Annotated in this window: 15 protein-coding genes; 5 read left to right on the top strand and 10 right to left on the bottom strand. The window is 72.4% G+C overall.

From position 1 onward, the window contains the following. Nucleotides 1-158 precede the first annotated feature (158 nt). On the top strand, nt 159-1,676 hold the full coding sequence (locus ACZ7C5_RS05580) for an MFS transporter (protein ID WP_401085300.1): 1,518 nt from the start codon (nt 159-161) through the stop codon (nt 1,674-1,676). A gap of 61 nt (nt 1,677-1,737) precedes the next feature. Here the strand turns inward: ACZ7C5_RS05580 and ACZ7C5_RS05585 are convergent, their stop codons facing one another. The 3 genes from ACZ7C5_RS05585 to ACZ7C5_RS05595 form a co-directional block, all read right to left on the bottom strand. Continuing rightward, complete coding sequence (locus ACZ7C5_RS05585) at nt 1,738-3,534, bottom strand: alpha/beta fold hydrolase (RefSeq protein WP_401084974.1); 1,797 nt, start codon at nt 3,532-3,534, stop codon at nt 1,738-1,740. 164 nt (nt 3,535-3,698) lie between these two features. After that, nucleotides 3,699-4,544, bottom strand: coding sequence for a helix-turn-helix domain-containing protein (locus ACZ7C5_RS05590; protein WP_401084977.1), 846 nt, complete (start codon nt 4,542-4,544; stop codon nt 3,699-3,701). 180 nt (nt 4,545-4,724) lie between these two features. Then, nucleotides 4,725-5,027 (bottom strand): DUF397 domain-containing protein, encoded by a 303-nt coding sequence (locus ACZ7C5_RS05595; RefSeq protein WP_401084979.1) that lies wholly within the window; start codon nt 5,025-5,027, stop codon nt 4,725-4,727. Between ACZ7C5_RS05595 and ACZ7C5_RS05600 the strand changes: the two genes are divergently transcribed. The 3 genes from ACZ7C5_RS05600 to ACZ7C5_RS05610 all read left to right on the top strand — a co-directional run bounded on the left by ACZ7C5_RS05600 (nt 5,020) and on the right by ACZ7C5_RS05610 (nt 7,797). Then, a complete protein-coding gene (locus ACZ7C5_RS05600) occupies nt 5,020-5,709 on the top strand; it encodes a CPCC family cysteine-rich protein (protein ID WP_401084982.1) in 690 nt (229 codons plus the stop codon). The two genes, ACZ7C5_RS05595 and ACZ7C5_RS05600, sit on opposite strands and share 8 nt — an antisense overlap. Nucleotides 5,710-5,799: 90 nt before the next feature. After that, nucleotides 5,800-6,891 (top strand): hypothetical protein, encoded by a 1,092-nt coding sequence (locus ACZ7C5_RS05605; RefSeq protein ID WP_470322046.1) that lies wholly within the window; start codon nt 5,800-5,802, stop codon nt 6,889-6,891. 27 nt (nt 6,892-6,918) lie between these two features. Further along, nucleotides 6,919-7,797: a DUF3592 domain-containing protein gene (locus ACZ7C5_RS05610; RefSeq protein ID WP_401084987.1), complete on the top strand. Its 879-nt coding sequence runs from the start codon at nt 6,919-6,921 to the stop codon at nt 7,795-7,797. Here the strand turns inward: ACZ7C5_RS05610 and ACZ7C5_RS05615 are convergent. The 3 genes from ACZ7C5_RS05615 to ACZ7C5_RS05625 all read right to left on the bottom strand — a co-directional run bounded on the left by ACZ7C5_RS05615 (nt 7,745) and on the right by ACZ7C5_RS05625 (nt 9,936). Beyond that, a complete protein-coding gene (locus tag ACZ7C5_RS05615; RefSeq protein WP_401085303.1) occupies nt 7,745-8,473 on the bottom strand; it encodes a helix-turn-helix domain-containing protein in 729 nt (242 codons plus the stop codon). The genes ACZ7C5_RS05610 and ACZ7C5_RS05615 overlap by 53 nt on opposite strands. A 355-nt stretch (nt 8,474-8,828) precedes the next feature. Continuing rightward, nucleotides 8,829-9,473, bottom strand: coding sequence for a hypothetical protein (locus ACZ7C5_RS05620; protein WP_470322047.1), 645 nt, complete (start codon nt 9,471-9,473; stop codon nt 8,829-8,831). Between the two features lie 79 nt (nt 9,474-9,552). Then, nucleotides 9,553-9,936, bottom strand: a complete 384-nt coding sequence (locus ACZ7C5_RS05625; RefSeq protein ID WP_401084994.1) for a VOC family protein — start codon at nt 9,934-9,936, stop codon at nt 9,553-9,555. 198 nt (nt 9,937-10,134) lie between these two features. On the opposite strand from ACZ7C5_RS05625, the gene ACZ7C5_RS05630 reads away from it, so the two are divergent. After that, nucleotides 10,135-10,476, top strand: a complete 342-nt coding sequence (locus tag ACZ7C5_RS05630) for a hypothetical protein (protein WP_401084997.1) — start codon at nt 10,135-10,137, stop codon at nt 10,474-10,476. A gap of 96 nt (nt 10,477-10,572) precedes the next feature. Here ACZ7C5_RS05630 and ACZ7C5_RS05635 read toward each other — a convergent pair whose 3' ends face one another. The 4 genes from ACZ7C5_RS05635 to ACZ7C5_RS05650 form a co-directional block, all read right to left on the bottom strand. Then, the gene (locus ACZ7C5_RS05635) at nt 10,573-11,211 is read right to left on the bottom strand and encodes a flavin reductase family protein (protein WP_401084999.1); all 639 of its coding nucleotides are present in this window, start codon (nt 11,209-11,211) and stop codon (nt 10,573-10,575) included. A gap of 181 nt (nt 11,212-11,392) precedes the next feature. Then, entirely contained in the window at nt 11,393-11,830 is a 438-nt protein-coding gene (locus ACZ7C5_RS05640; RefSeq protein ID WP_401085001.1) for an arsenate reductase ArsC, read from the bottom strand. Next, nucleotides 11,823-12,917: an ACR3 family arsenite efflux transporter gene (gene arsB, locus ACZ7C5_RS05645; RefSeq protein ID WP_401085004.1), complete on the bottom strand. Its 1,095-nt coding sequence runs from the start codon at nt 12,915-12,917 to the stop codon at nt 11,823-11,825. Before arsB ends, ACZ7C5_RS05640 begins: the two co-directional genes overlap by 8 nt. Beyond that, the gene (locus ACZ7C5_RS05650) at nt 12,914-13,354 is read right to left on the bottom strand and encodes an ArsR/SmtB family transcription factor (protein WP_401085006.1); all 441 of its coding nucleotides are present in this window, start codon (nt 13,352-13,354) and stop codon (nt 12,914-12,916) included. Before ACZ7C5_RS05650 ends, arsB begins: the two co-directional genes overlap by 4 nt. Between the last annotated feature and the right edge of the window lie 49 nt (nt 13,355-13,403).

Below are 13,403 nucleotides of genomic sequence, written 5' to 3' on the forward strand. Positions count from 1 at the left end.
GGCCGTCGGGACCGACGGCCGGTCCGAGCCTGGAGTCACGCCCCTTGCGTACGCAGAGCCTGCCCTCCGCCGTACCCGCGACCCGCCCCGCACCACGGCCACAGCCCGGGCTCGCCCTGACGCTGGCGTCCGTCCTCCTCGCGGTGTTCGTCGTCCCGATGTCCATCTCCGGCACCGCCGTCGCCCTCCCCCGGATCGGCGCCGGCACCCACGCCGGCCTGGCCCCGCTCCAGTGGGTGGTCAACGCCTTCAACGTGGCCTTCGCCTGCTTCACCCTGGTCTGGGGCTCCGTCGCCGACGTCGTCGGCCGGGTCAGGGCCTTCGCGGCCGGCGTCGCCCTCTACGCCCTCGGCTCGCTGGCCGGCGCCGTGGCCCCCGGCGTGCTCTGGCTGGACGCCGCCCGCGCCCTCACCGGCATCGGCGGCGCCGCGATCTTCTCCTGCGGCGCCGCGATCCTCTCCACCGCCTTCGACGGCCCGGCCCGCGCCAGGGCCTTCGCGCTGTTCGGCACCGTCGCCGGCGTCGGCGTCGCCGTCGGCCCGACCCTGTCCGGTGTGCTGGTGCAGGGGCTCGGCTGGCGCTGGGTGTTCGCGGCACACGCCGTCGCCGTCGCGCTCGTCCTGCCCGCGCTGCGCACGATCTCCCGTACGGTGCCGGCACCGCCCGCCCCGTCCTCGGGGACGGCCAGGACCGGCCGCGGGCGGATCGACGTCCCCGGCAGCGCGCTGTTCGTGCTCGCCATGGTGCTGCTCACCACCGCCATCGTGCAGGGCTCCCAGTGGGGTTGGGGCAGCTCGGCGGTGCTCGGCCTGTTCTTCGGCGCGGCGCTCGTGCTGGCCGTCTTCGCCGTCGTCGAGCGCCGCACCGCCCACCCGATGCTGGACCTCGGCGTGCTGCGCGACCGCCGCTTCGTCGGCCTCTGCCTGGTGCCGGTGGCCGCCTCCTTCGGCTTCGTCACCGTGCTCACCTACCTGCCGAGCTACCTGACCGCCGTCACCGGCCGCGGCACCGGCGCCGCCGGGCTGCTGATGCTGCTGCTCACCGCGCCGGTGCTGGCGCTCCCGATGCTCGCCGCCCGGCTGGTCACCCGGGGCGTGCCCGCGCTCACCCTGATCCGCCTCAGCCTGGTCTGCCTGGTGGCCGGCGACCTCGCCCTCACCCTGCTCTCCCCCTCCGCCACCGTCCTGCTGCTCGCCGCCCCGATGCTGGTCACCGGCGCCGGGATGGGCCTGTCGGCCGGCCTGGTCGACGGGCAGGCCCTGGCACTGGCCGACCCGGCCAAGGCGGGCATGGCGGCGGGCTTCCTCAACACCCTGCGCCTCGGCAGCGAGGCCGTCGCCGTGGCGGTCTACGGCTCCGCGCTGGCCACCGTGCTCGGCGGCCGGATCGCCGACGGCATCGGCGCGCACCCGGGCGCCGCCGGCGGGGCCGCCCGGACCGCCGAGGCCACCGATGTCGCCGCGGTCACCGACCGGGCGGCCGGCGGGGACTTCGCGGGCGCCGCCGAACTGTCCGGCGCCACCGACCGGCACGCCTTCACGGACTTCCTCGCGCACGCCTACGACTCGGCCTTCCACTCCGTGCTGTGGGGCCTCGCGGTGGCCGGCGCGGTGCTGTCGGTCGTCATCGCGCTCCTGCTGCGCGACGGCGGGCGGCCGCGCCAGGACGGGGCCTGAGCGGCGCCGGTGGACGGCCCGCCGCAGAGCCGCTGCGGCGGGCCGTCCTGCCTCCCGGGGATCAGCCGAGCGGCAGCTCCAGGACGGCTTCGCCGTCGTTCGGCGAGCTGACGGTGGTGGTGGTGACGACGGTGACCGCGTTCGCGGTCGAGTACAGCGGGTCGCGGCTGTTGACGACCAGCGCCAGCCGGTGCCCTGCGGACAGGTCGTAGGAGGTGGGCTGGAGCCGCCAGCTGACGGCGGCGTCGGTGTCCGGGGTCAGGTTGTCGGCGGTGTAGGGCTCGTGGGTGATGATCCGCGCGCTGCCGTCCGGTGCGACGTCGTACAGGTACGCCACCAGCACGGCGGTGTCGGTGGTGCTGCGCACGGTGAGCCGTACGGTGGCGGCGCCCCGGATGCGCCGGGCGACGGCGCCCGAGCCGGTGAGCGCGTCGGTCTCCCAGACCAGCAGCCGGGAGGGATCGAACGTCGCCCGGTCGTAGGGCTTGGGGTTGCCGAACCACTCCTTCTGCCCGGTCTTGAGCAGCTCACCCGCGTCGGCCTCGGTCAGGCTTCCCGCGAGGAACTCCCGCGACCAGCCCGTGGCCGGCTTGTCGGTCAGCTCGCCCTCGCCGGTGAGGTGCCAGGTCTCGCCGTCCGTGGTGACCTCGTCCCACGACGCGTACGACTCGCGGCGGGCCGGGACGGTGATCCGCTTGGTGCCGATGATGGTGCCGGTGGTCTCGTAGGTGAACATGGACTGGTTGACCACCTGGGGCCAGCCCGGCACGTCGTTGTCCTGGCCGAGCAGGTGGTGGTCCAGCCAGGCGAAGGCCTCCTGGATCGGCACCGCCAGCCCGGGGAACGGGATTCCGGGCACCAGGCCGGCCAGACCGGGGCCCTCGGGGGCGCCGTGGTCGCCGATCCACAGGTTCAGGTGCTTCGGCACGGTGAGCGCCGTGAACGTGTCGATCACCGGGGCGACCGGGAACAGGGTCTCGTGCCAGGTGTTCGAGATGAACGTCGGGATGCCGCGTTCGTTGGTCCTGTCCACGTAGGTCTGCGGGGAGCGCTCGGTGCCCCAGGCGACGACCTTGTCGAGGTTCCGGCCGGCCGCGAAGTCGTCGAGGACGTCCAGGGTCTCCTGGTCGAACTTCTCCTCCCGCGGGCCGCCGGTGAAGGCGATCAGCGCCTCCACCGCCTTCACGTGCCGGGTGCCGTTGTCGTAGAGGCTGGTGGCCAGGTTGCCCCAGGTACTCAGGGCGACGACCGCGGAGACCCGGGCCTTCTCGTCGTGGGCGGCGACCAGCTGGCTGATCCCGGAACCGTAGGACTCGCCGAGGAAGCCGACCTTGCCGGGGCCGAAGTGCCGCTCCGCGAAGTCGATCACCTTCTCACCGTCGGCCCAGTCCTTCTTGCCGCCGACGTCGATGAAGCCCTGCGAGGTGGACACCCAGCCCTTGATGCCGATACCGCGCGGGGTGTACGCGAGGACGTGGTACCCCTTCCGTGCCAGCGTGAGGTACAGGTACAGGAACGGCAGCCAGCCGTACGGGTTCCAGCCCGCCGGCACGATCACGACCGGGTGCGGATTGCCGTCGCGCAGCTTGATGGCCAGCCCGGACAGCCGGACGCCGCCGGCGCCCTCGATCCCGGACAGCTCGGTCACGGCCTTCTCCCGCACCTCGCCGACCAGCTCCGCCAGCGCCGGCGGCAGCTGCACCCCCGACTCGCCCCGGAGAGCCGCGAGCAAGGCCTCGGCCACCCCGACCACGGACGCACTGGGGATCAGACCGTCGCCCCAGATGCCGTTGGTGGCGATGTCGGTGAGCGTGGCCTCGGTGATCGCCGGGATCGGCTCTCCACTGATACTCGTCATGTGAACCACCCTTTTCCGTGACGGATACTGACCGCATCCTGATCACGGCAGGGGTCATGCCAAACTGACCGCTCGTCAGATTCATCAGTATGGGCGGCGTTCTCTGTCAAGTTCCATAATGAAAAGATGAGTTGTGCTATCGGTTCACCGAGAACCGGGCACCCTCACCTCCCCGCGAGCGCATCGACCGCCGAGCCGACCAGTGCCCGGGCCCGGTCCCCGTACACGGCCATGGCGGACAACTTCTCGAAGGCGTCCAGGTAGTGGGCGATCTCGCGGGGCCTGGTCACGGTCAGGCTGGCCGTGAGGGTCTCCACCTCGACCCTGCCGCCGTCGTAGACGCTGAACGTCTCCAGCGGCCACACCTCCCGTTCCGCACCGGCCGGGATGACCCCCAGCGAGACGGCGGGCAGCGAGGTCGCGGCCAGCAGGTCCACGAGCTGCCCGCGCATCGTCCCGGCGTCGCCGACCCGGTGGCGCAGCACCGACTCCTCCATCAGCAGCGCGAACCGCTGCCTGCCCTCCCTGACGATGCGCGACCGCGCGAGCCGGGCGTCGACCGCCTCGGCGACGTCGTCGGGCGTGCCGTGGAAGCGGGTGATGGCGGACAGCAGCGCCGTCGCGTACGCGCGGCTCTGGAGGAATCCGGGGACGAGCGTGGAGCTGTAGACCCGGAAGACCTCGGTGCGCTCGAACAGCGGCACGTACGAGTTCTGCAACCGCGTGAGCCCGGTGCGCTGGAGACGCCGCCACTCCACGTACATCGACTCGGCGGACCGCGTCGCGGCGATGAGGTCGGCGGACTGCTCCTCCGCGCCGCAGAGCCGGCACCAGGTGCGGATGTCCTCGTCGGACGGGGAGGTCAGCGCGTTGATGATCCTGGAGGACTTGGAGGGGTGCCAGCCGGCCCGGAGGGCCAGCTCGCGCCCGTTGATTCCGGCGTCGCGGCACAACTCCCGGAGCCGGGAGGCGACTTCCTTCCGGGCCGCTTCCGCACTGCTGGACGGCATGACTGAGGGCATGGTTCACCTGCCTGGGAGCGTCGGGGTGGACTGCCGGAGAGCCTAGCCACACCCCGGCCCCATCACCGAGCCGATTGCATCTACGTGCAGAGGAGTTGGGCCCGGTGTCGCCGCCGCACGAGGCGCCGGCCGGCCCGACGAGTCGGACCGGCCGCCTCGCCGTCGTGCTCAGACCTCGGCGCCGGCGGCGAACGTCACGAACGCCTCCCAGGCCGTGGGCGAGAACGCGAGGTGGGGTCCGCTCTTGTCCTTGGAGTCGCGGACGAGGACGGCGGTGGTCGTCTCGGCGACCTCGACGCACTGGCTGCCCTCGTTGGTGCTGTGGCTGCTCCTGAACCAGCTGAGTTCGCTGCTCGCTTCTCCCCCTCGACGCGGGATGGCGCGGACCTTTCGACGGTACGCCGCCCGCCCGCGCCCGGAAACCGGTTCGCCGTCACCCGGGCCGGCGGGCCAGACTGCCGGGATGGACACCCGCCGACCCTGCCCCTGCTGCGGCCACCTCGTCTTCGACGTCCGGGACGGCTGGCCCGGCTCGTTCGTCGTCTGCCCGGTCTGCCACTGGGAGGACGACCCCTCACAGCTGCGCTGGCCGCTCAGGCCGGACGGCGCCAACAGCGTCCCGCTGGTCGAGGCCCAGCGGAACGTCCGGGAGTACGGCGCCTGCGACCAGCGCGGCCGCCGCTTCGTCCGCCCGGCGACGCCCGACGAGCCGCTCGACCCCGCCTGGCGGCCCGTCGACCTGGCCGTGGACGTCTTCGAGGACTGGCGGGACGCGGTGCGGCGCCCCTGGCCCGAGGACCGATCCGTGCTGTGCTGGTGGCTCCCGGCCTTCTGGGACAACACCGAGGACGAAGGCCTGCCACCGGTCCCCGACCCCCTCACCATCGACGTCGGCTCCGTCCGCGACGAGAGCGGCCTCCACGCCGTCCTGAAGCGCGAACTGCGGTTCCCGGCGTTCTACGGCATGAACTGGGCGGCGTTCCGGGACTCGATCACCGGCCTGGTCCCGATGCCGGGGGAGCTGCGCTTCGTCCACTGGGCCGAGTTGGAGCACCACGCCCCGCACGCGGCGGCGGCGCTCCGCGAGCAGCTGGCCCGATTCGCGACGCCCGACCGGGACTTCACCGTCCGCTACGACTCCGACGACCGGTAGCCGCGGACACGGCCTCGGCACGGGCACGGTGACGATCTCGTTGCGGAATCGGTCTGTCGGCCGCCATCCCCACCCGGCACAATCACCGGTATGACGACCACCACCGGCTCGCCTCCCACGCGCAACACGCCGGTCGCCCTCGCCCGCGGCTTCCTGACGGGCGGCGTGACCGGAGGATCGCTCGCCGCGATGGTCGTCGGCGTCGTCGTCGAGAACGCGCCGCTGTTCATCGCCGGGCTGGCCCTTCCCTTCGCCTACGGCGGGCTGCTGTACCTCGCCGGCATGCCGCGAAGGGCCCGGGAGGCGGCCCTCGTGCCGCGGACGGCGCTCGCGATGATCGAGAGCCGGGACGTCCCCCAGAGCGAGATGACCGACCGGCCGGTGCGGTTCGACCTCACCGTCGCGCCGGACGACGGGCCCGCGTTCCGGGTGGAGTTCACCCAGGACATCAACGTCGCTGACCTCCCCGACTACCGGCCGGGCGGCGTCGTGGTCGTCCGCTACCCGCCGGACAGCCCGGTGAAGGTGCGGATCGTGAAGCGGCCGATTCCCGAGTGGGAGGAGCGGGCGGCCGGCGCGCGGCTGGACTCGGCACCCGAGTCGACCAGGCTGAGCGAACCGCCCGACGGCTGTGCCGTCGGCTTCCTCGGGTTCGTCGGGCTGCTGCTCGCCGCGGCGGCCGTGGTCTTCCTGTTCCGCGTGGACCTGTTCGAGGACAAGGCCACCGAGTCGCCGTCCTCGTCGGCACCGCCCTCGGTCTCCTCGACCTCGTCGACCAGGGTGGTGACGGGAGGGTCCGGCACCGTCGAGCTCGGCCCCGGGCAGTCGTTCCTCACCGAGGGCGAACTGCGCGAGGACATCGACTCGGTGACCCGGCACGGTGAGCAGAACCTGGCGACCAACCTCGTCGTGCAGGACCGCCTGCTGCTGGTGACCTTCGCCTCGGACGACACGAAGGCCCAGGCGTTCCCGGTGTCGGCGCTCCCCTACGAACGCTTCCCCGCCCTGGTCGAGGAGGCGAGGAGCGGCCTCGGCGGCCGGAGCGCGCAGAGCTGGAACATCGTCGTCTCCCGGCTCGGCGGGGCCGTCACCATCGTGGTCAGCGTGACCGGGCCCGAGGGCTCCGCCGTGCTCCAGGCGGACGACCAGGGCCGGGTGCTTCGGCGCACCGCGGCGCACTGACCCCACCGAACGAGGAACGGGCGGCTCATGAGCTGGAGTTGGCACGGAGTTCTGGTCCTGTGCTGCGGGGTGTTCGGCACCCTGGCGGTGCTCGGGTACGGCCTGTCGCTGGCCGGCCTGACCAAGGCGCAACGGGCGGTCCGGGTGCCGGGGCGGATCGAGCGGGTGGGCGAGCCCAGGAACGGGGGCTCGCAGAAGGACGGGATAGCGGTGGTCGTCCGCTTCCGGGACCCGTCCAGCGGTGAGGAGCACGTCGTCACCAACGACGGCCAGTGCGGCGACCGGATCATCGCGGCCTGGGTGGGCCGGGAGGTCGGGGTGCGGTACCCGCCGCGGCGCCCGCACGCCTTCCGGTTCGTGGACGACCTCCAGGCGGGCCGGCGCGGGCTCGGCTGGCCGGCCTTCTGGACGGTCCTGGTGTACTGCGGCCTGGTGGCCCTCGCGGCGGTCGACTGGTCCTGGCCGTGGGCCCTGGTCGGGGGCGGCGCGCCGGGGACGTTCCTCGCCGCGTTCCACCTGCCGGGGGACCGGCAGCAGGCGCAGGCCCGTCTCGACAGGCTGACCGCCATGGCGGCGGTGCCCGGTCGCGTCGTCGCCGTCCTCAAGACCGTGGAGACGGACGCGGACGGCGACGTCACGACCAGCCGGACGCCCGTCGTCACCTTCACCACCCACGAGGGGGTGGCCGTCACGGCCCACTACCCCGCGCGCCTGCCGGACGCCGCCGTCACGTACGGGCAGGACCTCGTGATCCACTACACCCCCGAGGATCCGGCCGACTTCACGCCGGACCTCGCGGCCGAGCACCGGGGCGGGAGGAGTGACCTCGGCTGCGGGATCGGGGCACTCGTCGTCATGGCGGGGACGGCCATCGCGGGCGGGGTGCTGCTCTGGCTGTGGCGCTGACGCGCCAACGGCCCGCCGCTGTCGGAGCGGTGGGCCGTTGAGGGGAGATCCGGCCGGTCAGACCTCGGTGGTGGCGGCGAACGGGACCCCCCAGTCCAGCATGCTCGCTCCTGCTCAGCGGCATAACCTGGATGGCCATCCCCCGCATCCGTCCCACCTCCAACAAATGATGCAGTTGCTCCTCGTGAACGTCCCAACCTCCCAGAGGCCGTGGAAGGACACTCTCGTCGATGACCCAGCTGAAGATCGCACGCGGCCATCGCGCCAGGACTTCCTGGCGAGCGATTCTGGACGTTACCCGCTCCTCGATGACCTCTTCCGTCAACAACGGCTGCCTCATCCCGTACAAAGCTCGCGCGTGCGCCTCGGTTTGCAGCAATCCCGGGATGAGCAGGGTGCTGTGTTCATGGACCTCGACCGCCACGGGCTCCAGTTCGGCATAGCCCCGGAACCAGGCCGGATGGCGCACACGGGCCTTGTTCCGCGCCTTCATCACGTCATCCCTCGCGACAGCCAGCAGTCCGCCCGCGTTGAGCTCCCGGTCCACCGCGACCAGCAACTCGGGCTGCGGGGTCCGCAGTCCACGCTCCACCGCGCTGACCAGCTGCTCGCCGTAGCCGATGCGTTCGCCGAGTTCCTTCCGCGTCAGCCCGGTCTGCTCCCGCAGGAGTTTGATCTGCTTCGAGTTTCACCTCTCCCTCACCACCACCGTGCGCCGGGGCACCACCCTCCGCATCGAGATCAGCGACCCCCGAGGCGACAAACTCCCCGTCCTCCCCCTCGTCCACACCCCCAACGCCCAGACCGGACGCGGCCTCACCCTCGTCGACGCCCTCTGCCACCGCTGGGGCACCATCCCCCGCCACCCCAACGCCAAGACCGTATGGGCCGAGATCGACCTCCCCGACCCGGCCCCCACCACCGATCCGGCCACCACCCCCGACACCCCTGAACCCCGCCATACCCCCACGCCCCGATCAACCACCAGGAGTGGGAAGCCGGCCCCACCGACTACCCACTCCGTCACCGGTCTACCGACCGTCGATCCCGAAGGTGCCGTCGAACAGCGCCACGGTCGCGGCCACGTCCGCGACGAACCGGGCGACCTCCTCCCGCGCCTGCCCGACCCGCTCCTCCTGCCCCGCCGCCAGTGTGGCCGCCCGGCCGTCGAGTTCGGCCGTCTGCCGCTCCAGCCGCCTCCTGCCCCAGGAGGTGCGGGCCCGGTCGGCCCGGCCCCGCAGCTCGTCGGCCCGGCGGGGCAGCCCCGCCAGCTCGGAGGACTCGGACAGCGCGGCGTCCACGGCGCCGACGGCGGCCAGTTGGGCCCGGTACAGCGCCGGCCGCACCGGCCCGACCGCCAACAGGAACGCGTCGCTGCCGAGTCGGTGTCCCTGGGCTCTGGAGTCCCCGGCGATCCGTACGTCCTGCTCGAAGGAGGCGACGTGAGGATTGCGGTCGTCCTCGAACGTCAGCTTCGCCCGCAGGATCCAACCGGCCAGCTCGACATCGGGCGGAGTGGCGGCGACCGCGTCGGCGACCAGCTGCCAGTTCCGCGATCCGATCCGCAGGAGGTCGGCGAACGTCCGGACGCAGCTCTCACCCGCCAGCGCCGCCGGATCGTAGCCCTCCCGCCGTATTCCGGCGATCGCCGCTTCCATCATGTCTGCCACCGACATCAAGGCCCTCCAGCCACCGGGACACGGGAAGCCGACCGAGCCGGCTCCCCCACTCCCCGCGTCCTCCCCCGCACGACCGTCAGGGATGCGCGGCGGCCCGGTCGGACTCGCTGCGCAGGACACAGAATTCGTTGCCCTCGGGGTCGGCGAGGATGGCCCAGCCCGCACCGTCGGGCTTCCGGTGATCGGCGACGAGGGTGGCACCGAGGCCGAACAGCCGCTCCACCTCCTCGTCGCGCGAGGTCTCCGGCCGCAGGCACAGGTGCACCCGGTTCTTGACCGTCTTGGCCTCGGGCACCTCGTTGAAGTACAGCACCAGGCCGCCCGCCAGCAGCACCTGCGTCTCCCGGTCCCCCGGCCGGCAGTCGGCCTCCAGCGGACGGCCCGTCACACCACTCCAGAACCGCGCCAGCCCATAGGCATCCGCACAGTCGATCGCCACGTTCTGCAACACCGAAACCATGCGTGCGAGTCTTCCCGATCTTCCCGCCGGAGGCCAACGGGCCGGGCCCGCTCCACGCGGGCGCCGCCCCACGCGGGGGCGCCATCCGACTCGCCCGCCTGACCCCACCCTGACCTGCGGCGATGCCGCCCGGGTGCAGGCCCTCGGGGACGTGCCTACGGTGGAAGCAGTAGCCCAGAGCATCCGGGAGGTTACGCCATGACTTCCGAGAAGAAGCCAGTCCAGCTCAAGGCACGCACGGTAGGCGGCCATGTGGTCGCCAACGCACCGATCAGCGGCGACTTCGAGGCCACCCTGACCGATGCGGACGGCAAGCCGATCGTGGGGCGTCAGGTCACCTTCTACAGCACCGCGAGCGGCCAGCGGGTCGGCTCCGCGACCACCGACCAGAGCGGGATCGCCAAGCTGAACTCCGGCTCCAAGATCCTCGACCCGGTCATCGTCGCCAGCACCCTCACCACGGGCTGCGAGGCCCGGTTCGAGGGCGACGACGAGTACCAGGCCGCCTCCGCCCACGCCGGCACCGCGGTCGGCGTCTAGCCGAACCACCCACCGGGCAGAGCCTGTCGGCACCTGGGGAGTGGGAAGTCGGCCGGGCCGGCCTCCCGCCCCCTTCGCGAGACCGTCCGCGGTGGCTCAGGCGGCCGCCGACCGGAGTCCGTGCGGCATGTTCCAGCCCTCGGCGAGCCTCGACGGGTGGACGTTCTGCCCGCCACCGAAGAACTCACAGAACTTCATGATCAGCGGGTCCCAGCCGAGCGGGTCCACGTAGTGCGTCCCGGGGATGACCAACTCCTCCTCCACGTGGGCGCGGAGGACCTCGACCTGGAAGGCGGTGGCGTGCGGCTCGGGAACGCCGAAGGGGTGGGCCGAGACGACCCTGCACTCCAGCTGGACCGGGCACTCCGCCGCCCTGGGAGCTCGGACCAGGTCCGACGCCTGCTCGGTCAGCCCGGCCGTCGAGAACTTGTCCGGCTCGTACCGGTAGCCCTGCTCCACCTTGTAGTCCGGTACGGCCGGCCTCCCGGTGGTGAGCGCGATCCGGTCGACGGCGTCGACCATCGCCGACGAGGGCAGGTTGAGCACGCACTCGCCCTCCCGCCGTAGATTCGCCGTGGTCTGGGCGTTGTTGCCGAGACCGAGCATGCAGGACTGGCCCAGCCACCACGCCGAGGAGATCGGCGCGAGGTTCGCCGTGCCGTCCTCGTTGAGTGTGCTGACCAGCACCACCGGGGTTCCGAAGTACAGGACCTTGAGCCCGGGGACGACGTGCATGCGCGGTGCCTTTCACGGAGTGCGGGGTGGACCGGCCCGCGATCAGGACCACGAGCCCACACCGACCCTCTCCGAGCGGGGCCACCGGCACCGGCGGAAACACGACGTCACGTTCCGGACAGGCGCGGCGGTCGCCGATGCGCGCGTGCCGGGAGTGAGGCGTTTCGCCTCACTCCCCTTCTCACGCTGCGGGCGCGACGCCGAGTTCCGCCAGCAGGCCGCGGACGCGCCGCTCGATCTCGTCGCGGATCGGACGCACGGCCTCGACGCCCTGGCCGGCCGGGTCACTCAACTCCCAGTCCAGGTAGCGCTTTCCGGGGAAGTACGGGCAGGCGTCGCCGCAGCCCATGGTGATCACCACGTCCGAGGTCCGGACCGCCTCGGCGGTGAGGACCTTGGGCGTCTCGGCGGCGAGGTCGATCCCCACCTCTCCCATCGCCAGGACCACGGCCGGGTTGACGGTGTCGGCGGGCGCCGAACCGGCCGAGCGGACCTCGACCCGGTCGCCGCCGAGGTGCGCGAGGAAGGCGGCCCCCATCTGGGAGCGGCCCGCGTTGTGCACGCAGACGAACAGCACCGAGGGCCTGGACGGCGTGGACTCGGAATTGGGCTCAGGCACGGACGGAACCTCCGGCGTCGGTGGCGGACTGGGGGAAGTAGCGGCGGGCGGCGAGCGCCACGTGGACGAGGCCGATGAGGACGGGCACCTCGATCAGCGGCCCGACGACTCCGGCGAGGGCCTGGCCGCTGGTCGCGCCGAAGGTGGCGATGGCGACGGCGATGGCCAGTTCGAAGTTGTTGCCCGCGGCGGTGAACGCGAGGGTGGTGGCGCGCGGGTACTCCAGACCCACCGCGCGGCCCAGCGCCAGGGAACCGGCCCACATGACGGCGAAGTAGACCAGCAGCGGCAGCGCGATCCGGGCGACGTCCAGGGGCCGCGCGGTGATCGCCCGGCCCTGGAGGGCGAACAGGACGACGATCGTGAACAGCAGTCCGTACAGCGCGAACGGGCCGATCCGCGGCAGCAGCGCGGTCTCGTACCAGGTGCGGCCGCGCGCCTTCTCGCCCAGGCGGCGGGTGAGGAAGCCGGCGGCGAGCGGGATGCCGAGGAAGATCAGCACGCTGCGGGCGATCTCCCAGACCGAGACGTCGAGCGCCGCCTGCTCCAGGCCCAGCCGGCCGGGCAGCACGGAGAGGTAGAACCAGCCCAGCGCGCCGAAGGCGACCACCTGGAACACGGAGTTCAGGGCGACGAGGACGGCGGCGGCCTCCCGGTCGCCGCAGGCCAGGTCGTTCCAGATGATCACCATGGCGATGCAGCGGGCGAGGCCGACGATGATCAGCCCGGTGCGGTACTCCGGCAGGTCGGGCAGCAGCAGCCAGGCGAGGGCGAACATCACGGCGGGCCCGACCAGCCAGTTCAGCACCAGCGAGGGGATCAGCAGACGGCGGTCGCGGGTGACGGTGTCGAGGCGGTCGTAACGGACCTTGGCGAGCACCGGGTACATCATCACCAGCAGGCCGAGCGCGATCGGCAGCGAGACGCCGGTGACGGTCACCTTCGCGAGCGCGTCGCCCAGGCCGGGGACGAGCCGGCCGAGGCCGATGCCGAGGGCCATCGCGGCGAGGATCCAGAGGGCGAGGTAGCGGTCGGTGAACGACAGCCGGCCGGCCGCGGGGGCGGGCGTCCCGGGTGCGGCGCTCATGTGGCGGCTCCAGCGGGCTCGGCGCAGGCCGACTCGGCGCGGGCCGGCCCGCCCGTCGGGCGGGTGAGGATGCCCGCGAGGCGGTCGGTGGTCGCGGGGACCAGCCGGTAGTACACCCAGGTGCCCCGGCGCTCGGAGTCGATCAGCCCGGCCTGGCGCAGCAGCTTCAGGTGATGGGAGATCGTCGGCTGGGACAGGTCGAAGGCCGGGGTCAGGTCGCAGACGCACACCTCGCCGCCCGCGCCGGAGGCGATCATCGACAGCAGCCGCAGCCGGACCGGATCGCCCAGCGCCTTGAACAGCGGCGCCAGTTCGGCGGCCTGCGCCTCGTCCAGCGGGGCGCCCAGCAGCCCGGGGCAGCAGCCGTCCCGGTCACCGGCCCCGCGGTCGTCAAGGCTGTCGTCCTGGCCGAGTACCCGAAGTTCCTGTTTCGACATGCCTCTATGTTGACGAACTTCGATCCAAGCCGCAATCTTGCATCGAAAG

The organism is Kitasatospora sp. NPDC036993, from assembly GCF_055607525.1.

Coding starts and splice junctions, on each gene's coding strand:
- ACZ7C5_RS05625 (WP_401084994.1), bottom strand. CDS start 9,936: ATGGTTTCGGTGTTGCAGAACGTGGCGATCGACTGTGCGGATGCCTAT.
- ACZ7C5_RS05650 (WP_401085006.1), bottom strand. CDS start 13,354: ATGTCGAAACAGGAACTTCGGGTACTCGGCCAGGACGACAGCCTTGAC.
- ACZ7C5_RS05590 (WP_401084977.1), bottom strand. CDS start 4,544: ATGCCGTCCAGCAGTGCGGAAGCGGCCCGGAAGGAAGTCGCCTCCCGG.
- ACZ7C5_RS05585 (WP_401084974.1), bottom strand. CDS start 3,534: ATGACGAGTATCAGTGGAGAGCCGATCCCGGCGATCACCGAGGCCACG.
- ACZ7C5_RS05620 (WP_470322047.1), bottom strand. CDS start 9,473: ATGTCGGTGGCAGACATGATGGAAGCGGCGATCGCCGGAATACGGCGG.
- ACZ7C5_RS05605 (WP_470322046.1), top strand. CDS start 5,800: ATGACGACCACCACCGGCTCGCCTCCCACGCGCAACACGCCGGTCGCC.
- ACZ7C5_RS05610 (WP_401084987.1), top strand. CDS start 6,919: ATGAGCTGGAGTTGGCACGGAGTTCTGGTCCTGTGCTGCGGGGTGTTC.
- ACZ7C5_RS05630 (WP_401084997.1), top strand. CDS start 10,135: ATGACTTCCGAGAAGAAGCCAGTCCAGCTCAAGGCACGCACGGTAGGC.
- arsB (WP_401085004.1), bottom strand. CDS start 12,917: ATGAGCGCCGCACCCGGGACGCCCGCCCCCGCGGCCGGCCGGCTGTCG.
- ACZ7C5_RS05600 (WP_401084982.1), top strand. CDS start 5,020: ATGGACACCCGCCGACCCTGCCCCTGCTGCGGCCACCTCGTCTTCGAC.
- ACZ7C5_RS05580 (WP_401085300.1), top strand. CDS start 159: ATGTCCATCTCCGGCACCGCCGTCGCCCTCCCCCGGATCGGCGCCGGC.
- ACZ7C5_RS05635 (WP_401084999.1), bottom strand. CDS start 11,211: ATGCACGTCGTCCCCGGGCTCAAGGTCCTGTACTTCGGAACCCCGGTG.